This window comes from Amycolatopsis sp. NPDC033938, assembly GCF_055575975.1.
Map to the genome: position 1 here is coordinate 59,395 of NZ_JBVIRO010000007.1, position 20,235 is coordinate 79,629.

At 69.6% G+C, this 20,235-nt stretch carries 17 protein-coding genes; 1 reads left to right on the forward strand and 16 read right to left on the reverse strand.

The features are described from left to right. Positions 1-172: 172 nt before the first annotated feature. Positions 173-1,984 (reverse strand): gamma-glutamyltransferase, encoded by a 1,812-nt coding sequence (gene ggt, locus ACZ5ZX_RS19675; RefSeq protein WP_465503434.1) that lies wholly within the window; start codon positions 1,982-1,984, stop codon positions 173-175. Positions 1,985-2,081: 97 nt separating this feature from the next. Here ggt and ACZ5ZX_RS19680 point away from each other — a divergent pair, with 97 nt between their 5' ends. Continuing rightward, positions 2,082-3,461 carry a pyroglutamyl-peptidase I gene (locus ACZ5ZX_RS19680; RefSeq protein ID WP_465503435.1) on the forward strand — a complete coding sequence of 460 codons (1,380 nt, stop codon included), beginning with the start codon at positions 2,082-2,084 and terminating at the stop codon, positions 3,459-3,461. 81 nt (positions 3,462-3,542) lie between these two features. Here the strand turns inward: ACZ5ZX_RS19680 and ACZ5ZX_RS19685 are convergent, their stop codons facing one another. From ACZ5ZX_RS19685 to pyrR, 15 genes are all read right to left on the reverse strand, one after another. Beyond that, positions 3,543-5,636: a primosomal protein N' gene (locus tag ACZ5ZX_RS19685; RefSeq protein ID WP_465503436.1), complete on the reverse strand. Its 2,094-nt coding sequence runs from the start codon at positions 5,634-5,636 to the stop codon at positions 3,543-3,545. A 232-nt stretch (positions 5,637-5,868) separates the two neighbouring features. Then, positions 5,869-7,071, reverse strand: a complete 1,203-nt coding sequence (metK, locus tag ACZ5ZX_RS19690; protein WP_037321159.1) for a methionine adenosyltransferase — start codon at positions 7,069-7,071, stop codon at positions 5,869-5,871. Between the two features lie 96 nt (positions 7,072-7,167). After that, positions 7,168-8,388 (reverse strand): bifunctional phosphopantothenoylcysteine decarboxylase/phosphopantothenate--cysteine ligase CoaBC, encoded by a 1,221-nt coding sequence (coaBC, locus tag ACZ5ZX_RS19695; protein WP_465503437.1) that lies wholly within the window; start codon positions 8,386-8,388, stop codon positions 7,168-7,170. Positions 8,389-8,423: 35 nt separating this feature from the next. Next, the gene (gene rpoZ, locus ACZ5ZX_RS19700) at positions 8,424-8,693 is read right to left on the reverse strand and encodes a DNA-directed RNA polymerase subunit omega (protein ID WP_465330145.1); all 270 of its coding nucleotides are present in this window, start codon (positions 8,691-8,693) and stop codon (positions 8,424-8,426) included. Then, on the reverse strand, positions 8,690-9,346 hold the full coding sequence (gene gmk / locus ACZ5ZX_RS19705; protein WP_465503438.1) for a guanylate kinase: 657 nt from the start codon (positions 9,344-9,346) through the stop codon (positions 8,690-8,692). Before gmk ends, rpoZ begins: the two co-directional genes overlap by 4 nt. After that, positions 9,343-9,660, reverse strand: a complete 318-nt coding sequence (gene mihF, locus ACZ5ZX_RS19710; protein ID WP_003096398.1) for an integration host factor, actinobacterial type — start codon at positions 9,658-9,660, stop codon at positions 9,343-9,345. The genes gmk and mihF overlap by 4 nt, the downstream gene beginning before the upstream one ends. Positions 9,661-9,767: 107 nt before the next feature. Next, complete coding sequence (gene pyrF / locus ACZ5ZX_RS19715) at positions 9,768-10,607, reverse strand: orotidine-5'-phosphate decarboxylase (protein WP_465503439.1); 840 nt, start codon at positions 10,605-10,607, stop codon at positions 9,768-9,770. After that, on the reverse strand, positions 10,604-13,918 hold the full coding sequence (carB, locus tag ACZ5ZX_RS19720) for a carbamoyl-phosphate synthase large subunit (RefSeq protein WP_465503440.1): 3,315 nt from the start codon (positions 13,916-13,918) through the stop codon (positions 10,604-10,606). Before carB ends, pyrF begins: the two co-directional genes overlap by 4 nt. Further along, the gene (locus tag ACZ5ZX_RS19725; protein WP_465503441.1) at positions 13,918-14,529 is read right to left on the reverse strand and encodes a DUF4276 family protein; all 612 of its coding nucleotides are present in this window, start codon (positions 14,527-14,529) and stop codon (positions 13,918-13,920) included. The genes carB and ACZ5ZX_RS19725 overlap by 1 nt, the downstream gene beginning before the upstream one ends. Next, entirely contained in the window at positions 14,526-15,689 is a 1,164-nt protein-coding gene (locus tag ACZ5ZX_RS19730; RefSeq protein ID WP_465503442.1) for an AAA family ATPase, read from the reverse strand. The genes ACZ5ZX_RS19725 and ACZ5ZX_RS19730 overlap by 4 nt, the downstream gene beginning before the upstream one ends. Further along, entirely contained in the window at positions 15,689-16,822 is a 1,134-nt protein-coding gene (gene carA, locus ACZ5ZX_RS19735) for a glutamine-hydrolyzing carbamoyl-phosphate synthase small subunit (protein ID WP_465503443.1), read from the reverse strand. Before carA ends, ACZ5ZX_RS19730 begins: the two co-directional genes overlap by 1 nt. Further along, a complete protein-coding gene (locus ACZ5ZX_RS19740; protein ID WP_037320850.1) occupies positions 16,822-17,331 on the reverse strand; it encodes a PH-like domain-containing protein in 510 nt (169 codons plus the stop codon). Before ACZ5ZX_RS19740 ends, carA begins: the two co-directional genes overlap by 1 nt. Further along, the gene (locus tag ACZ5ZX_RS19745) at positions 17,328-18,620 is read right to left on the reverse strand and encodes a dihydroorotase (RefSeq protein WP_465503444.1); all 1,293 of its coding nucleotides are present in this window, start codon (positions 18,618-18,620) and stop codon (positions 17,328-17,330) included. The genes ACZ5ZX_RS19740 and ACZ5ZX_RS19745 overlap by 4 nt, the downstream gene beginning before the upstream one ends. Next, complete coding sequence (locus ACZ5ZX_RS19750) at positions 18,617-19,549, reverse strand: aspartate carbamoyltransferase catalytic subunit (RefSeq protein WP_465503445.1); 933 nt, start codon at positions 19,547-19,549, stop codon at positions 18,617-18,619. Before ACZ5ZX_RS19750 ends, ACZ5ZX_RS19745 begins: the two co-directional genes overlap by 4 nt. After that, positions 19,546-20,142: a bifunctional pyr operon transcriptional regulator/uracil phosphoribosyltransferase PyrR gene (gene pyrR / locus ACZ5ZX_RS19755; protein WP_465466592.1), complete on the reverse strand. Its 597-nt coding sequence runs from the start codon at positions 20,140-20,142 to the stop codon at positions 19,546-19,548. Before pyrR ends, ACZ5ZX_RS19750 begins: the two co-directional genes overlap by 4 nt. Between the last annotated feature and the right edge of the window lie 93 nt (positions 20,143-20,235).

Genomic DNA, 20,235 nt, shown 5'->3' on the forward strand with positions numbered 1-20,235 from the left:
CCTCCGCCGGCGGGACGGGTACCTCTGACTGGGCGAACATCGTGGCTCAGTCTAGAAGGGCCCCAGTGCCGGGGCGCGCTCGCTGTCCCTGTCCCCTCCGTAGAGCGCCATGAAAGGTCCTTTCCTCGCAAAATTTGCGAGGAAAGGACCTTTCATGGCACGCGCGGAGGCCCTATCGGCGTGGCCAGGGCAGCACGACAGCCGCCGAGCCACCACCCCGGCGCGTGGGTTCGGCGGCGGCGAGCCACCGGCCGTCCCGCAGCCGTTCGACACCGGTCGCGGCCCCGATCTCCGCGGGCGCCGTCGAGAAGCCCTGCCCCTTGGCCTTCAGCGCCTTGAGCACCTCGGTCTGGTCGAGGAACGCCTGCTCGACCTGCGCGGCCGCCGAGTTCCGCTGTGAGGCGCGCGGTTCGGCGATCGCGTCGACCAGCTTGAGACCGCGGTCGATGCGGCCGGTGAGGATCTGCAGCACCGTGGTGATGATCGACGCGCCACCGGGCGAACCGACCGCGAGCAGCGGCTTGCCGTGGTCGAGCACGATGGTCGGCGCCATCGACGAACGCGGCCGCTTGGCCGGGCCCGGCAGGTTCGGATCGGGCACGCCCGGCGTCACCGGGGTGAAGGAGAAGTCGGTCAGTTCGTTGTTGAGCAGGAACCCGCGGCCCGGGACGACGATGCCACTGCCGCCCTCCTGCTCGATGGTCAGCGTGTAGGCGACGACGTTGCCCCACCGGTCGGCGACCGTCAGGTGCGTGGTGTTCTCGCCCTCGTACGGCGTCGGCGCGGCGTTCATCCCCGCGGCACAGGGAGCCGGCTTACGCGGGTCGGCGGGCGCGACCGGACTCGTCCCGGCCTTCGCCGGGTCGATCAAGCACGCGCGGCTGTCGGCGAACTTCTGGCTGATCAGTTCCTTCGCCGGGACGTCCACGAAGGCCGGGTCGCCGATCCACCGGTTGCGGTCGGCGAAGGCGAGCCGGGTCGACTCCAGGAAGTAGTGCAGGTAGTCGGCCTTCTCCAGCTTGCCCAGGTTCGTGTTCTCGAGGATGTTCAGCGCTTCGCCGACGGTCAGCCCGCCGGACGACGGCGCGGGCATGCCGTAGACGTCGAGGCCGCGGTACTCGGTCTTGGTCGGCTTGCGCTCCACGACGCGGTACTTGGCGAGGTCGGCCGCGGTCATGTCGCCGGGACGCACCTTCAGCGTCGAAGCGGGGTCGACCGGCGGTGTCCGCACGGTCTTGACGACGTCCGCGCCGATCGGCCCGTGATAGAGGACGTCGGTGCCCTTCGCGGCGAGTTGCGCGTACGTGCCCGCGAGGTCGGGGTTCTTGAACGTCGTTCCGACCGCGGGCGGCGCGCCGCCGGGCAGGTACAGCGACCTGGTCGACGGGAACGCCGAGAAGCGGGCGGCGTTGTTGGCGATCTGGGTGTTGAAGGTCTGGTCGACGGTGAAGCCCTTGCGGGCGAGTTCTTCGGCGGGTTTGACCGCCTTCGCCAGCGACCTGGTCCCCCACTTGCGCAGCGCTTCCTGCCAGGTGGCGGGCGTACCGGGCACGCCGACGCCGAGCCCGCTGGTGACGGCTTCGGCGAACGGGATCGCCTTGCCGTTCTCGACGAAGAGGTTCTCGTTCGCGCTGGACGGCGCGGTCTCACGGCCGTCGAGGGTGTGCACCTTGCCCGAGCGCGCGTCGTAGTAGACGAAGAAGCCACCACCGCCGAACCCGGCGGAGAACGGATCGGTGACGCCGAGCGCGGCGGCGGTCGCGACGGCCGCGTCGACGGCGTTGCCGCCCTCACGCAGGATCTTCGTGCCGATCGCGGTCGCGTCCGCGTCGATGCTCGACACGGCGCCCAGGTAGCCGACGGCGGTCGGGGATTTGGGGGTCGGTGGTGCCGCGGCCGCGACTCCCGGCGCGGCTGCGGCGACCAGGGCGGCGATCGCGGTGACTGCGGTGATGCGTCCCAGAGTGCTTCTGTGCGCGGCCATGGCGCGAGTCTGCCCCGCCTGTCCACCCCGGACAAGTCCTGTCCACACCGGCGAAGGTCGGTAGTGCGAAGGGATCGCGTTGAGCAGAATGCGGTCCATGAAGACTCCCGGCAGGCGATGGAGCGCGTTCCTCCCGCTGCTCGTCGCCCTTCCCGTGCTCGCGGTCCCCGGCGTCGCGCAGGCCGAACCCACGCGTACCTGTTTCGACGACTCGGCGGCCATCACGGTCGAGGAACGGCGCCTCACCGCGACGATGCCGTCAGGTGGGCCCGCCGTCGGCCCGGAACTCGTCCGGCTCGCCGGGTTCGACCGGCTCGTCTCCGACTTCACGACGCGTCTCTGCGCCACGAAAACCGCCGCGCGGGCCGAGAAGCTCGCGGAAACCGCCGGTGACGGGCTGTGGCGGACCGCCGTCGACCGCGCGCAGGGCCGCCGTCCCGATCTCGGCGGTATCGACAAGGCCGACGACCGGCCGCTGTACTGGGCACGTCTGCTGATGAGCAAGGCGCTGCGCCAGTGGACGCCGCGCTTCCCGCTGTCCGCGCCCGTTCGCGCGGAGCTGCTGAAGACGTTCGACGCCGGCGCCCGGGGCCTCGACGACTCCCGTTTCCCGCCCGGCCCGTCGCTGCGCCGGGTGCTCGTGAGCGGCTTCGACCCGTTCACCCTCAACGGCGCGGGCGTCCGTATCGCGAACCCGTCCGGCGCGGCCGCGCTGCACCTGGACGGCAAGGTGATCCAGACCCCGACCGGTCCCGCGCTGGTGCAGGCAGTGTCGTTCCCGGTGGTGTGGAGCTACTTCGACGCGGGCATCGTGGAGGCGGCCTACGGCAAGGCGTTCAAGGACCGCTTCCGCCGCCCGGAACTGATCATGACGATCAGCCAGGGCCGTCCCGGCCGGTTCGACATCGAGCGCTGGGCCGGTGCGTGGCGCGGCGGTTTCCCGGACAACCTCGACGCCTCGGTCGTCGGCCATGTCCCGCCGGCGAGCGGCTGGCCGCAGCCCGCCGTCCAGTTCATCGAAACCACGCTGCCGTACGAAAAGATGCTCGCCGCGCCCGCCGGGGCGTATCAGGTGCTGTACAACCAGGCGTTCTGTGTCTGGCCGGACAGCACGAAGCCCGGTACGGGGACGGCGGTCTGCCGGACGGACGCGCCGAAGCCCGGCGAGATCGCGGCTTCCGGTGGCGGCGGCAACTACCTGTCCAATGAGTCCATGTACCGCAGCAACCGGCTCAGGACGGGGCTCGGCCTGGACGGCATCGCGGGCGGGCATCTGCACACACCCGTGCTCGGCACGCCCGCCGATCCCTCGGCGCTGACCGACGCCGATTTCGAGGCGCGGCGAGCGGCGATCTCGGCACAGATCGTCACACTGCTCACCGCGGCTCTAGGTGGCACGGCGACTACGTCTACTACGCCTGCTCCGGGCGCTTCGCCCCGCGCCGACGTCCTCGCGATCCCCGGCACAACCCTCTGACCCCCTGCCTTTCGTCCTCCAACGCGGCAGTTGCGTGCGCAAGGACCGCGTTCAGAGGACGAAATGCGGGGCTTCCGGGGCCTAGATGAGCTCCAGGGGGTCGAGCTGGATCCGGATGGGCTCGGGGGCCTTGCGCGCGTCCCGCCGGGCGGCGGCCGCGTGGACGGCGGCGGCGAGCGCCTTCCCGTGCGGACGTGCGACCCGGACCAGGGCGCGCTCACGTTCGGCGTTGCCGTCCTCGTCGACTTCGCCCAGCGGCACCGGGCCCAGCACCTCGCCGGTCTCCGGCAGGGCGAGGTCGTCGAGCAGCCCGGCGACCGCGTCCGGGGTGCCCTCGATACTCGCCATCCGCATCGCGGGCGGGAAGCCGAGTTCGCGCCGTTCGGCCAGTTCCTGGCTCGCGTGCCAGCCCGGATCCCAGCGCACCAGCGCCTGCACGACCGCGAGACCCGCTTCGGCGCCGACGAACACACGTCCGCCTTCGGTCCCCGGCCGCACCAGTGCCGCGGCCGCCATCCAGCGGCGCAGCGTCTCCTCCCCCGCGCGCAGGTCCTGCCGCCCCAGCAACGCCCAGCCGTCCAGCAGGAGTGCCGCGCCGTAACCGCCTTCCGCGATCGGCTCGGCTCCGGGCGTGCACACCACCAACGCCGGTTTTCCGGGCACCGAGGCCAAGACCTCCGTCGCACCCGAGGTCCGCACCGGGAATCCGGAGAAGGCGCGGCCCAGTTCCTCCGCGGTCCGCTTGGAGCCGACGACGACCGCCCGCAGCCGCACGGAACCGCAGGCGGCGCAATGGAAGTTCGTCTCGGGGACACCGCACCACCGGCAGGCGGGCGGCCTCGGTGAGCCGTCGATCAGGCCACCGGGAAGGGAAAGCGGGCCCGCGCAGCGACGGCAGTGCGCCGACGTCCGGCAGTTGCCGCAGGCGAGCCCGGGAACGTACCCGCGACGCGGAACCTGCACCAGCACGGGGAATCCGCCTGCCAGCGACTGCCGTGCCGCCTCGAAAGCGACCGAAGGAAGCCGTGCCGCCTTCGCCGCTTCGTCCCGGGCGACGTCGAAGTCCTCGCCGACCGGCGTGACGCGCGGTGCGGCGGCCCGCAGTTCGGGCCGCGCCGCCACGAGCGGCTGCGCCCACCCCGACTCCACCAGGAACTGCGCCTCGGCGGTCCGCGCGAAACCGGCGACGAGCATCGACCCCTTCGCGACGTGCGCGCGGTCCATCAGCACGTCCCGGACGTGGGGGTACGGCGCGTGCTGGTCGAGGTGGACGTCGTCGCCGTCGTCCCACACCACGAACAGCCCCGGATCGGCGACCGGCGCGTACATCGCCGCGCGCGTGCCGACGACGACGCGGACCGCGCCCCGCAGCACCGCGAGCCAGCGACGGTAGCGCTCGGCGGGGCCCAGCCCGGCGATCAACGCGACCACCGCGCCCTCACCCAGCAAGGAGACACAAGCGTCGTGCAGCCGCGTGAGATCACGATGGTCGGGGACGACCATCACCACGCCGCGTCCGGCGGCCGCGGCCACGGCGGCGGCTTCGGCGAGGCGGCGCGGCCAGTCCTCCCCCGGCAGCGCCTGCCAGACGGCGTTGGCGGGACGCCGTTCCGCGACGGCCTCCAGGAACGCGGGCCCGCTCTGGTACTTCTCCCAGGCGGTGGTTTCGGGCGGCTCCGGCGTCGGCGCGGGTTCGGCGGGCGGTTCGGCCTCGACCTTCGCGTGCCGGGACGGGATCGCCAGCCGCAGGACGTCGCTGAGCGTGCCGCCGTACCGGTCCGCGACCGACCGGCAGAGCGTGTGCAGCGCCGGAGGCAGCACCGGCTCGCTGGAGGTCACCCTGTCGATGTACGCGAGCTTCCCGGTGAACTCCGTGGTTTCGGTCCGCTCGATGAGATAACCGTCGACGAGCTGGCCCGCGAACCGGACGCGCACCCGGCAGCCGGGCACGGCGGCTTCGTGCAGCTTCTCCGGGATCCGATAGTCGAAGGTCCGGTCGAGATGCGTGAGCGGGATGTCCACGACGACGCGGGCGACCGGGTTCTCGGGCGCGGGGTTCTGTGCTCCCCGGCGGCTGGCGGTTTTCGCGCGTGACGGTTTGGTCTTCCGCGCCGGCTCGGCCTTCGGCGGCTCCGGAAGCTCCCACAGCGGGGTCGGTTCGGGACTGCTGCTCACCCGGTGATCTCTACCAGACTCTCTCGCCACTGCCTGTCACCGGCGTGAGATGAAAGGTCCTTTCCTTGCAAAATTTGCAAGGAAAGGACCTTTCATCTCACGCTTTCACCCAGGATCCGAGGCGATGGGCGACCTCACACCTTCCCCGCTCGGTCGCCGGGCCCTTGCGCGTGAAGGCCCCCTTCCCTCGGCTCAGCCGAGGGAAGGGGGCCTTCACGCGCTACTAGAGAGATCAGGCGCCCGCGGCCGACTTCAGGTCCGCCGCCCGCGCCGTGCTCTCCCACGGGAGATTCAGCTCAGGACGGCCGAAGTGGCCGTACGCGGCCGTCGGCGCGTAGATCGGGCGAAGCAGGTCGAGGTCCCGGATGATCGCGGCCGGACGCAGGTCGAAGACCTCCGTGATGGCGGCCTGGATCTTCGACGGGTCGACCGTCTCGGTGCCGAAGGTCTCGACGAAGAGGCCCACCGGGGCCGCCTTGCCGATCGCGTACGCCACCTGGACCTCGGCGCGCGAGGCGAGGCCGGCGGCGATGACGTTCTTCGCCACCCAGCGCATCGCGTACGCGGCCGAGCGGTCGACCTTGGACGGGTCCTTGCCGGAGAACGCGCCGCCACCGTGGCGGGCCATGCCGCCGTAGGTGTCGACGATGATCTTGCGGCCGGTCAGGCCCGCGTCGCCCATCGGGCCACCGATGACGAAGCGGCCGGTCGGGTTCACCAGCAGCCGCACGTTGGAGGTGTCGAGGCCGAGCTCGGCGATCTCCGGGGCGACCACCTGCTCACGGACGTCGACGCCGAGCATCTGCTCGAGGTCGATGCCGTCGGCGTGCTGGGTGGACACGACCACCGTGTCGAGCCGGACCGGCTGGTCGCCGGCGTACTCGATGGTGACCTGGGTCTTGCCGTCCGGGCGCAGGTACGGCAGCACGCCGTCCTTGCGGACCCGGGTCAGCCGCTGCGAGAGCCGGTGCGCGAGCGCGATCGGCAGCGGCATCAGCTCGGGGGTGTCCGAGCAGGCGTAGCCGAACATCAGGCCCTGGTCGCCGGCACCCTGGCGGTTGATCTCGTCCTCGTCGGACTCGACGCGGGACTCGTACGCGGTGTCGACACCCTGCGCGATGTCGGGCGACTGGGAGCCGATGGCGACGTTGACGCCGCAGGAGTTGCCGTCGAAGCCCTTGGCCGAAGAGTCGTAGCCGATCTTCAGGATCACGTCGCGGACGATGGTCGGGATGTCCGCGTAGGCCTCGGTGGTCACCTCACCGGCGACATGCACCTGCCCGGTGGTGATGAGGGTTTCGACCGCCACCCGGCTGCGGGGGTCCTTGGCCAGCAGTCCGTCCAGGATGGAGTCGCTGATGGCGTCGCAAATCTTGTCGGGATGACCTTCGGTCACCGATTCCGATGTGAACAGTCTGCTCGTGGACGCGGTCACGGTGGCCGTCACTTCCTCACCTAGACGTCTGATGCCCAGAAAGTTAGGCACCCCTTAGCTTGCACTCAAGCGTACTGACTATCGTTCAGGGCGCGGTCAACGCTTCATCAAGGTCACAACAGCGTCCCACAATGTGGACGCCAGTTCGGCCTTGGCGCCGAGCGGGATCGGGATCTCGGTTCCGTCGGCCCCCAGAAGCCAGCCGGAATTGTCTTCGGTCCCGAAGGCCTTTCCCTCGCCGACGGCGTTCACCACCAGCAGATCAGCACCCTTACGCTTCAATTTGACCCGAGCATGGTCGAGTACGCCACCCTTATCGTCCCCTGTTTCCGCGGCGAACCCCACGATCAACCGGCCTTCCGCCCGGTTCCGCACCAGCTCGGCCAGGATGTCCGCGTTGCGGGCGAGTTCGACGACGGGATCCGGCGAGTCGTCGGACTTCTTGATCTTGTGCTCGGCCCGGTTCGACGGCCGGAAGTCCGCGACAGCGGCGGCCATCACGACGACGTCGGCGGAGGCGGCCTCGGCGTGCATCGCCTGGCGCATCTCCTCGGCGGTCGACACGTGGACGACCTTCGCGCCCGCCGGTTCCGGCAGCGCGACGGTGTGGGCGGTGACCAGGGTGACCTCGGCGCCGCGCTGCACGGCGACCCGGGCCAGCGCGTAGCCCTGCTTGCCCGACGAGCGGTTGCCCAGGTACCGGACCGGGTCCAGCGGTTCACGGGTGCCACCGGCCGAAATCGCCACGCGCACGCCTTCGAGGTCGCGCGGGAGGGCGTTCGGCACGGCGAGCAGGAGCCGGGCGAGGTCGACGATCTCGGCCGGGTCGGCCAGGCGGCCCTTCCCGGTGTCGGCGCCGGTGAGCCTGCCGGCGGCGGGTTCGGCGACGACCAGGCCGCGCGAGCGCAGCAGCGCCACGTTGTCGCGGGTGGCCGGGTGCTCCCACATCTCGGTGTGCATCGCCGGGAAGAAGGCGACCGGGCACCGGGCGGTGAGCAGGGTGTTCGTCAGCAGATCGTCCGCGATGCCGTGCGCGGCCTTGGCGAGCAGGTTCGCCGTGGCGGGCACGACGATCACCAGGTCGGCTTCCTTGCCGACGCGGACATGCTGGACTTCGGGCACTTCGGTGAACACGCCGGTGTGCACCGGGTTCCCGGAGAGTGCCTCGAAGGTGGCCGCGCCGACGAAGTTCAGCGCGGCTTCGGTGGGGACCACGCGGACGTCGTGACCGGATTCGGTCAGCCCGCGCAGGACCTCACAGGCCTTGTAAGCGGCGATCCCGCCGCCTACGCCCAGAACGACCTTGGGTTTACTCAACGGTGTTCTCGGCGGCAGCCGTGGCCATTGAGCGCCTACTCACCCTCGGTGTGCTCGAGCAGGCCACCGTGGATCTCGCGCAGGGCGATGGACAGCGGCTTCTCGCGCGGGCCCGGCTCGACCAGCGGGCCGACGTACTCCAGCAGACCCTCGCCCAGCTGGGCGTAGTAGTCGTTGATCTGACGAGCGCGCTTGGCCGCGTAGATCGCCAACGCGTACTTCGAGCTGACCTTTTCGAGCAGGTCGTCGATGGGCGGGTTGGTGATGCCTTCGAGCTCTTCGTGCAGGATGGCCTGAGTCGTCACTCGTGGTGCTCCGAATCTTCGGTTGAGATGTCGCCGGTTATCAAGTTTAGCAACTGCTCGGCGGCGTCCCGCACGTCGGCGTTGACGACGCGCTCGTCGAACTCGCCGGCGGCGGCCAGTTCACGCTCGGCCTCGGCCAGCCTGGCCTGCACGGCCGCCTGGTTCTCGGTGCCGCGGCCGGTCAGCCTGCCGACCAGTTCGTCCCACGACGGCGGCATCAGCATCACCAGCCGGGCCTCCGGCATCGCCTTGCGGACCTGCCGCGCGCCCTGGAGTTCGATCTCCAGAACCGCGTTGCGCCCGGCGGCCAGCGCCCGCTCGACGGGCTCGCGCGGGGTGCCGTAGCAGTTGCCGGTGAACTCGGCGTGCTCCAGCAGCCTGCCGTCGGCGACCATGCGGTCGAACTCGGCTCGGTCGATGAAGTGGTAGTGCTCGCCGTCGACCTCACCCGGCCTCGGCTTCCGGGTGGTGACCGAAACACTGAAATAGATCTCCGGATCCAGCTTGCGCAGCTCCCCGACCACGCTCGACTTCCCGACTCCCGAAGGCCCCGATACGACCGTGAGCCGGTGCCGGGAAAAAACTCCCGCCACCGGCTCACCGCCGCGGTCAGCGCCCGGGTTCACCGGGTGGTCCTGACCGTCGCCGCTCACTCGCCGCTGAATTCGGCCAGCAGCGCCTTGCGCTGCCGGTCGCCGAGGCCGCGAAGACGACGGCTGGGTGCGATCTCCAGTCGTTCCATGGTCTGCTGGGCACGGACCTTGCCGACGCCCGGAAGAGCCTCGAGCAGAGCCGAGACCTTCATCTTGCCGAGGACTTCGTTCTCCTCGGCCTGCTTCAACACGTCGACCAGAGTGGTACCGCCCCGCTTCAGCCGCTCCTTCAGCTCAGCACGGATGCGGCGGGCGGCGGCGGCCTTCTCCAGCGCCGCAGCGCGCTGTTCCTCTGTCAGCTGGGGAAGTGCCACGTTTTCCTCCGGTAGTTCTCAAATCTGGGTGGGTGTGGCGACGGTACCCACCCGTTACCTCGGCCCACAATGCGGGGGTGGCTGGTCATGACCGATTCCCGGGCCTGCTATTGGCCGTTTTCCAGGGAGGTGAGGGAATCCCGTGTCCGCCGAACGGCCGCACGCAACGCCTCGGGGTCCGGTCCGTGCTTGAGCACGTCGCGGGAGGACGCCGGGAGCACACCCGGCAGTCCTGACCCGAAAAGCGCCCGCAAATCGGCCACAGTGGCTCCCTGGGCCCCGAAACCGGGTGCCAGGACGGGACCGTTCAGCTCGCTCAGATCGAGCTCTCCCGGCGCGATGGTGGCGCCGACGACGACGCCGATGTCCCCCAAGGGACCGACACCGGCGTTGTACGCGCCCGCGGTGTCGACGATGTCCTGCGCGACGGTCTTTCCGTTGGGCAGCAAGGCGTTCTGCAGTCCCTGCGCCTCCGGGTTGGAGGTGCGCGCGAGGACGAACAGGCCTTTGCCCTCCGCTCGCGCGACGTCGATCGCGGGTGACAGCGACCCGAAACCGAGGTACGGCGACACGGTGATGGCGTCGGCTTCCAGCTCCGCGCCCGCGGGCAGGAACGCCGCCGTGTACGCCGCCATCGTCGACCCGATGTCGCCGCGTTTGACGTCCAGCAGGACGAGCGCGCCCGCTTCCCGGCACACCTTCATCGTCTTGGCCAGAACAGCGACCCCAGGAGGCCCGTAGGCCTCGAAAAAGGCCGACTGGGGCTTGATCACCGCGACCTCGGGCGCGATCGCCTCAGCGGCCGTCAGGGCGAACTTCTCCAGACCGCCCGCGTCCGCCGGGAGACCCCACGCCTGGAGCAACCCCGGATGGGGGTCGATCCCGGCGCAGAGCGGTCCCTTCTCCGCGACCGCCCGCGCCAGCCTCGCCCCGAACCGTTCGGTCATGCCTTGGCCTTCAGCGCCGCCTGCAGGCTCTGCAGCGACCGCACGCCGATGTCGCCCTTGATGACGGCCTCTATCCCGTGCACGGCCGCCGCGGCGCCCTGCACCGTGGTGATGCACGGGATGTCCCGCGACACCGCGGCGGTGCGGATCTCGTAGCCGTCGATGCGCGGACCGCTGTTGCCGTACGGGGTGTTGATCACCATCTGCACCTCACCGCTGAGGATGACGTCCACGACGTTCTGCTCCCCTTCGGCCGAACCCTCGTAGTGCTTGCGCACGACGGTGCAGGCGATCCCGTTGCGCCGCAACACTTCCGCGGTACCGGAGGTGGCGAGGATCTCGAAGCCGAGATCCGCCAGCCGCTTCACCGGGAACACCAGCGAACGCTTGTCGCGGTTGGCGACGGAGACGAACACCTTGCCCGACGTCGGCAGCGAACCGTAGGCACCGGCCTGCGACTTGGCGAACGCCTTGCCGAAGGACACGTCGACGCCCATGACCTCGCCGGTGGACTTCATCTCCGGGCCGAGCAGCGAGTCGACGCCGTGGCCCTCGGGGGTGCGGAAGCGGTGGAACGGCAGGACCGCCTCCTTGACCGCGACCGGCGAATCGGCGGGCATGTGTCCGCCGTCACCCTCGGCCGGGAGCACCCCGGAGGTGCGCAGGTCCTTGATCGACGAGCCGGTCATGATCAGCGCCGCGGCCTTCGCCAGCGGCACCGCGGTGGCCTTGGACACGAACGGCACCGTCCTCGAGGCGCGCGGGTTGGCCTCCAGGACGTAGAGGACGTCGTCCTTGAGCGCGTACTGGACGTTCAGCAGCCCGCGGACACCGACGCCGCGCGCGATGGCCTCGGTCGAGCGGCGCACCGTCTCGATGTCGGTCCGGCCCAGCGTGATCGGCGGCAGCGCGCACGAGGAGTCACCGGAGTGGATCCCGGCCTCCTCGATGTGCTCCATGACGCCGCCCAGGTACAGCTCGTCGCCGTCGAAGAGCGCGTCGACGTCGATCTCGATGGCGTCGTCGAGGAAGCGGTCCACCAGCACCGGGTGCTCGGGGGTGACCTCGGTGGCGCGGTGGATGTAGCCGGCGAGGGACTCCTCGTCGTACACGATCTCCATGCCGCGTCCGCCGAGCACGTAGGACGGCCGCACCAGTACCGGGTAGCCGATCTTGTCGGCGATCCGCTTCGCGCCCTCGAACGAGGTCGCCGTGCCGTACTTCGGCGCGGGCAGTCCGGCGTCGGTGAGGACCTCGCCGAACGCGCCGCGGTCCTCGGCGAGGTGGATCGCGTCCGGGGAGGTGCCGATCACCGGGACACCGGCGTCGGCGAGGCGCTTCGCGAGCGAGAGCGGGGTCTGGCCGCCCAGCTGCACGATGACCCCGGCGACGGTGCCCGACTCCTGCTCGGCGTTGACCACTTCCAGGACGTCCTCGAACGACAGCGGCTCGAAGTAGAGCCTGTCCGAGGTGTCGTAGTCGGTGGAGACGGTCTCGGGGTTGCAGTTGACCATGACCGCTTCGAAACCGGCCTCGCGCAAGGCGATCGCGGCGTGCACGCACGAGTAGTCGAACTCGATGCCCTGCCCGATGCGGTTCGGCCCGGAGCCGAGGATGAGCACCTTCGGCTTGTCGGTCTGCTCGGTGATCTCCGACTGCGCCGCGGGGTCGGTCTCGTAGGCCGAGTAGTGGTACGGCGTCTTGGCCGCGAACTCGGCCGCGCAGGTGTCGACGGTCTTGTACACCGGCCGCACGCCGAGACGGCGGCGCAGCGCGCGGACGCCGTCCTCGCCTGCCAGTTCCGGCCGCAGCGCGGCGATCTGGCGGTCGGACAGCCCGGTGCGCTTGGCGCGGCGCAGCAGCGGCTCGTCGAGCACCTGCGCGTCGCGGACCTCGGCGCCGACCTCGCCGATGAGGGCGATCTGGTCGATGAACCACGGGTCGATACCCGAGGCTTCGTGGATCTCCTCGACGGTGGCGCCGAACCGCAGCGCCCGCTCGACCTCGTAGATCCGCCCGTCGTGCGGCGTGCGCAAAGCGTCCAAAATGGACTCCTTGGTCGCGCCTTCGGGATCGGGGCGGGTCCAGAAGCCGGTGGCCTTGGTGTCGATGGACCGCAGTGCCTTGCCGAGCGCCTCGGGGAAGCTGCGGCCGAACGACATCGCCTCGCCGACGCTCTTCATCGTCGTGGTCAGCGTCGGGTCCGCGCCGGGGAACTTCTCGAAGGCGAACCGCGGCACCTTCACCACGACGTAGTCCAGCGTCGGCTCGAAGGCCGCCGGGGTCTCGCCGGTGATGTCGTTGCGGATCTCGTCGAGCGTGTAGCCGATGGCGAGTTTCGCCGCGATCTTGGCGATCGGGAACCCGGTCGCCTTCGACGCCAGCGCGCTGGAGCGCGAGACGCGCGGGTTCATCTCGATGACGACCATGCGGCCGTCGGCCGGGTTGATCGCGAACTGGATGTTGCAGCCGCCGGTGTCGACGCCGACCTCGCGCAGCACCGCGATACCGACGTCGCGCATGTGCTGGTACTCGCGGTCGGTCAGGGTCATCGCGGGCGCGACGGTGACCGAGTCGCCGGTGTGCACGCCCATCGCGTCGATGTTCTCGATCGAGCAGACGACCACCACGTTGTCGTGCCGGTCGCGCATGAGCTCGAGTTCGAACTCCTTCCAGCCGAGGACGCTCTCCTCGATGAGCACCTCGGTGACCGGCGACTCGGTGAGCCCGGTGGAGGCGAGACGCTCCAGTTCCTCGTCGGTGTGCGCCATGCCCGAGCCGAGCCCGCCCATGGTGAACGACGGCCGGATGACCACCGGGAGGCCGACCTCGGCGACGGTCGCGCGGACCTCGTCCATGTCGTGGCAGACCCGCGAACGCGGCACGTCGGCGCCGATCGTGCGGACGATGTCCTTGAACTTCTGCCGGTCCTCGCCGCGCTGGATGGCGTCGATGTCGGCGCCGATCAGCTCGACGCCGTACTTCTCCAGCACACCGCGCTCGTGCAGGGCGACGGCGCAGTTCAGCGCCGTCTGCCCGCCGAGGGTCGCGAGGATCGCGTCGGGGCGCTCCACGGCGATGACCTTCTCGACGAAGTCCGGGGTGACCGGCTCGATGTAGGTGGCGTCGGCGAACTCGGGATCGGTCATGATCGTCGCCGGGTTCGAGTTCACCAGCGAGACCCGCAGGCCCTCTTCGCGGAGGACGCGGCAGGCCTGGGTGCCGGAGTAGTCGAACTCGGCGGCCTGCCCGATCACGATCGGCCCGGAGCCGATGACCAGCACGTGCTGGATGTCTGTCCTCTTCGGCATTAGTTTTCCTCACTCACCAGGCGCCGCAGACCATCGCGGAAGACCTGAAAACTCTGGGAACGATTGTTCTCTACATCCATGTGCGGCGCGATCTCGCGCGCGGCCCGCACCTTCTGCAGGCCCTTCTTGTGGTAGCCGTGTTTCCGCAGTAGGTGTTCCAGACCCTCCCAGGTGCCACCTGGCACCGATTCGGGGTCGCGATACTTCGCTTGTTTCGCGAGATCGGCAGGGATCCGTTGATACGCCTTACACAGGGCCGGAACATCCCCGAGGAACCAGGACTCCAGCTCCTCGATGACGATTCGGAACACCACCGCCCGGGCAGGCAGTCCTGCCTCATCCGCCACTTTCGACAGCCGCTTCCTCAGCTCGACGCAATCGTCGTCGTCGCGATCGACCAGGACAAGTAGCCGGAGACCGGTTTGAGCCCAGTAGAAGGAGTAGTCCCGCAGCCTGCTGGACAGCCCGCCGAGGAGTTTTGCCTTGCTATCGAACGAAATGATGTCGAACGGAACACCGGGCACCACCTTCGGGAGAATCGCCCGCAAGGCTGCCTCCTCTGAAACCCCCTCGACCAGGACCTCGAGCCGCAGGGGCGCGATCGCTGTCACGTCCGGTCCGCCAGTGGATCACCGAACCGGAGATATCCCTCCGTCCACAGATCACCGAGTGCGCCGCCGGAATCCACCATCCGTACGACTGGTTCCTCGGCGGAGGCGCGCTTTACTTCCGCCTTACCACCCGTGCCACGTGCGAATGCCCAGACTTCGTCCGGGCGGAGCGCATCCACGAACCGAGGTGCATGAGTCGCCACGAGCACCTGGTCACTTTCGGCGCCGCGCGCGTCTTCTGCCAGGAGGTAATGCAGCCTCGGATGCACCTGGTTTTCCGGTTCCTCGATGAGGGTCACCGCGAGCGGGCTCTGTAACGCGACCAGGTATCCCAGCAGCAAGAGCGTTCCATCAGAGATGTTCTCCGGCGGGATCGGCCGCTCGACGCCGTTCTCTACGAGTCGGACGATATAGCTTCCATCGCCGAGCCGCATCGTCACGATGTCGACGAGCCCTGGCACGTAGCGGCGAAGCGAGCGAACGATACCGGACCAGACGTCGGGTTGTTCGTCCTGGAGATAGTCGACCCGCATGGCGATGTTGTCGCCATGCGGATCCAGTCCCGCGGTCCGCTTCGGCCCCTTCGCGCCGGCCCGCATCCGCTCGACATCGAGATCGACCAGCTGGATCCGCCCGGCGAACCGGAGAAACGCTGCGATCTGCGCATTGGCTGCCAGCTGCCCGAAGGTTCCCACTCCAAGCACACCATGCTCAGTGAGCTCTTCGGCGACTTCACCGACACCAGGACGGCGGATCATTCCACGACGCCGGCTGAACTCGAGAATGACGAGTTCGTCGGCTTGGTCGGACTCTCGCCACGAGAGCTTCTCTTCGTCGATGATTGGAACGTCGGTCTCGTCCCCGATGACCAGGCGATACGTGAAGAATTCGCCATCAACCCGGCAGCCCAGCTCGATCTCGACCGGCCCAGCAGTTCCCCGGCTGCGGATTTCAGCTTGTCCCCCGCGGCGAGCCCATGCCGACGCGAGCCCTCCGCCGAGCGCCTCGTGGACGAGATCGATGGCGTCGAACACGGTGGACTTGCCGCTGCCGTTGGGCCCCAGCAGCGCCGTCACGGGCGTCAACCCGTCCAACTCGATGTCCCGCAACACCCGGTAGTTGCGGATCCGAATTCGTTCGATCCCCGTGGACAAAACCATTACTTGGCCTTCTCCATCAAGCTCACGAACTCATCGAACAGGGGGGCCGCGTCGTGCGGACCGGCGGCGGCCTCGGGGTGGTACTGCACCGAGAACGCGGGGACGTCGAACGCGCGGACACCTTCGACGGTGTCGTCGTTCGGGCAGTAGTGCGAGATCTGCGCGGCGCCGAACGGCGTCTCGAACCGCTGACCCGGCTCGCCTTCGAGGGCGAAACCGTGGTTCTGCGCGGTGATCGCGACCCGTTTGGTCGCCACGTCGATCACCGGGATGTTGATCCCGCGGTGGCCGTAGCGCATCTTGTAGGTGCCCAGTCCCAGCGCGCGGCCGAGGATCTGGTTGCCGAAGCAGATGCCGAACAGCGGGATTTCCCGCTGCAGCACCGCTTTCGTCAGCTCCGTCGCATGCGCGGTGGTCGCCGGGTCACCGGGGCCGTTGGAGAGGAAGACACCGTCCGCCTCGACCGCGAGCAGTTCGTCCACAGTGGACGACGAGGGCAGCACGTGCACCTCGATGCCGCGCGCGGCCATCATGCGCGGGGTGTTGGACTTGATGCCCAGGTCCAGCGCGGCGACGCGGAAGCGGGTCTCCCCCTGCGCCTTGACCACGTACGCCTGCTTCGTGGTGACCTCGCCGGCGAGGTCGGCGCCCTTCATCTGCGGGCTGGCCTTCACCTCGGCGAGCATCTCCTCGTCGGTGCCGAGCGCGTCACCCGAGAAGACGCCGGACCGCATGGCGCCCTGCTCGCGCAGGTGCCGGGTCAGCGTGCGGGTGTCCACTTCGGAAATCCCGACGACGCCCTGGCGTTCCAGTTCCTCGTCCAGCGTGCGCTTGGCGCGCCAGTTGGACGGCGTGCGCGCCGGGTCGCGGACGACGTACCCCGAGACCCAGATACGCGAGGACTCGTCGTCCTCGTCGTTCCAGCCGGTGTTGCCGATCTGCGGCGCGGTCTGGACCACGATCTGCCGGTGGTAGGAGGGGTCGGTCAGCGTCTCCTGGTACCCGGTCATGCCGGTGCAGAACACCGCCTCGCCCAAGCTGCGGCCACGGGCGCCGTACGCGGAGCCGCGGAAGATCCGGCCGTCTTCGAGTACCAGCGCGGCAGGCGCACGGGTGCCGTTCACGGTGCTCATCAGGCACCTCCCTTGATGTCGTTGCGGGTGTCTTGCAAAGCTTCGATCCACTGTGGATAGTCGTCGACGTCGTCGCCGCGGAATCCGGTGTCCAGTTCGACGTCCCCGGCGAGCCAGGTGATGACGAGCAGCGCGTCGATGCCCATCACCTTCCCGGCCATCCCCTTGTCCTTGCGGACGCCGGTGACCGAGGCGCGCGGGATCCAGAAGTCCGGGGCGCCGCCGCGTTCGATGGCGATACCGTCTTCGTGCAACCGCCACACCGCTCCGGTGCGCAGCCCCGCGCCGCGTGTGACGACGCGGTCCTGCCAGTGCCCGGCGGTGGTCGTGCTGACGTAGAGACCGGTCGATTCGAGCAACGCCGCACCGGGGTCGGCGGGGATCTCGGCGAACGGCGGGACCTGGACGCTCTGGGTCCGCGACTTGCGCCGCCAGCCGCGCCACATCAGGAAGACGCAGAGCAGGAAGAAGGCGAAGACCGCCAGGGTCAGCAGGATCCGGTCGCTCATGGTGCGATCTTCCCTTCCCGTGCGGTGATCCGCCCGCGCAGCAACGTCGCCGTCACCACGCCGGGGAGCCGCATTCCTTCGTACGGGGTGTTCGCCGCGATGCTCGCGAACTCGGCCCCGCGCACGGTCCACTCGGTGTCCGGGTCCACCAGCGTCAGGTTGGCCGGTTCGCCGACCTCGATCGGACGGCCGTGGTCGGACAGGTTCCCGATCTCGGCGGGCCGCTCGCTCATCACGCGTGCCACGCCCCGCCAGTCCAGCAGGCCGGTGCGGACCATGGTCTCGACCACGATCGACAGCGCGGTCTGGAGACCGAGCATGCCAGGCCGGGCGGAACTCCACTCGCAGTCCTTGTCCTGGACGGCGTGCGGCGCGTGGTCGGTGGCGACGCAGTCGATGACGCCCTCGGCCAGCGCGGCGCGCAGTTTCTCGGCGTCGGATTCGGTGCGCAGCGGGGGGTTGACCTTGTTGACCGGGTCGTAGGTCGACAGCCGCTCGTCGGTCAGCAGCAGATGGTGCGGGGTGACCTCGGCCGAGACCTGGGTGCCGCGCTCTTTGGCCCATTTCAGGATGTCGGCCGTACCCGAGGTCGAGACGTGGCAGACGTGCAGCCGCGCGTTCGCGTGCTCGGCGAGCAGGCAGTCACGGGCGACGATCGACTCCTCCGCCGACGCGGGCCAGCCGGTGTAGCCGAGGCGCGCGGCGCGTTCGCCTTCGTGCGCCTGGGCGCCGACGGTCAGCCTGGGCTCCTCGGCGTGCTGCGCGATGACGACGCCGAGCGAGGTCGAGTACTCCAGCGCGCGGCGCATCAGCAGCGGGTCCGCGACGCAGAGGCCGTCGTCTGAGAAGACCTTCACCTGGGCCTCGGATTTCGCCATGGTGCCCAGTTCGGCGAGTTTCTCGCCCTTGAGCCCCACGGTGACCGCGCCGACCGGGTGCACGTCGACGAGCCCGGCCTCCTGGCCGCGCCGCCACACGTGGTCGACGATCACCGCGTTGTCGGCCACCGGATCGGTGTTGGCCATGGCGAACACCGCGGTGTAGCCGCCGAGCGCGGCCGCGGCCGAACCGGTGGCGATCGTCTCGGTGTCCTCGCGGCCGGGTTCGCGCAGGTGGGTGTGCAGGTCGACGAAACCGGGCAGCAGCACCTGGCCGCCCGCCTCGATGACTTCGGCGTCGTCCGGGGTGTCGAGGGACCCGATGTCCGTGATGACGCCGTCCTCGACGAGCACGTCGACCGGATCGCCCTCGCCGTAGGGTCGGGCGCCCTTGATCAGGACGGTGGTCACGCGGCGGCTCCTTCGCTGGCGAGCAGGTGGTAAAGGACCGCCATGCGCACGTGGACGCCGTTGCGGACCTGTTCGGTGATGGCCGAGGCCGGGGAGTCGGCGACCGCCGAGGCGATCTCCATCCCGCGCAGCATCGGGCCGGGGTGCAGGACGACGGCGTGTTCGGGCAGCAGCTTCATCCGCCGTTCGTTGAGGCCGTACGCGATCGAGTACTCGCGTGCGCTCGGGAAAAAGCCCCCGTGCATCCGTTCGGCCTGGACCCGCAGCATCATGACCGCGTCGAGGGCGGGCAGTTCGGCGTCGAGTTCGTGCGACACGGTGACCGGCAGGCTCTCCACCCCGGCGGGGAGCAGCGTCGGCGGCGCGACGAGCACCACTTCCGCGCCCAGCGAGGACAGCAGGTGGATGTTCGACCGCGCGACCCGGCTGTGCAGGACGTCGCCGACGATCCCGATGCGGCGGCCCTCCAGCGAGCCCAGCCGCTCCCGCAGCGTCGCCGCGTCGAGCAGCGCCTGGGTCGGGTGTTCGTGGGTGCCGTCGCCGGCGTTGACCACCGCCGTCCCGGCCTCGGCGAGCCAGCCCGAAAGCCGCTGCGCCGCCCCGGAAGCGGGGTGCCGGATGATCACGCAGTCGGCGCCTGCCGCGGCCAGCGTCAGCGCGGTGTCCCGCAGTGATTCGCCTTTGTTGACCGAGGAACTGGACGCGGAGACGTTGATCACGTCGGCGCTCATCCACTTCCCGGCGATCTCGAACGAGACGCGGGTGCGGGTCGAGTTCTCGTAGAACAGCGTGATGACGGTGCGGCCCCGCAAGGTCGGGAGCTTGCGGACTTCGCGGCCGAGCAGCGTGTGCTTGAGCTCCTCCGCGGTGTCCAGCACGGCTGTCGCGAGCGCCGGGTCGAGCCCGTCGGTGGCGAGCAGGTGCTTCACGATCGGTCTCCTTCTGATTGCGCCCGCAGCAGAACCGTGTCCCGTCCGTCCACTTCGGACAGCAGGACCTCGATTCCCTCGGCACGCGAGGTGGGCACGTTCTTGCCCACGTAGTCGGCGCGGATCGGCAGTTCGCGGTGACCGCGGTCGACCAGCACGGCCAGCTGGACCGCGCGCGGGCGGCCGTGGTCGCGCAGGGCGTCGAGGGCGGCGCGGATGGTGCGGCCGGAGAACAGCACGTCGTCGACGAGGATGACCACCGCGTCGTCGATACCGGTCGGCGGCAGCTGCGAATGTTCGAGCGCGCGGGGCGGGCGGCGGCGGAGATCATCACGGTAGAGCGTGATGTCCAGCGCGCCGGTCGGCGGACGGATGCCGGAGAACTCGGCGATCTTGTCCGCGAGCCGCAGGGCGAGCGGGGTACCCCGGGTCGGGATGCCCAGCAACACGGGTGGAGTCGACCCACCGGCACCGAGAGCGGTCTTCTCGATGACCTGATGGGCCATTCGGGCTATCGTGCGCGCGACATCGCCGGACGAGAGGAGCTCACGCTCTCCCGCCGGTTCCGCCGCGCCACGTGGACGTGACGACAAGGCGGACCTCCTTCCCCGCCTCTCTGGACGGGTCCTTAAAGGACGTCGACTTCCTGCTTGGCGAGGAAATCGAATCGACACTAGCAGGAGCGG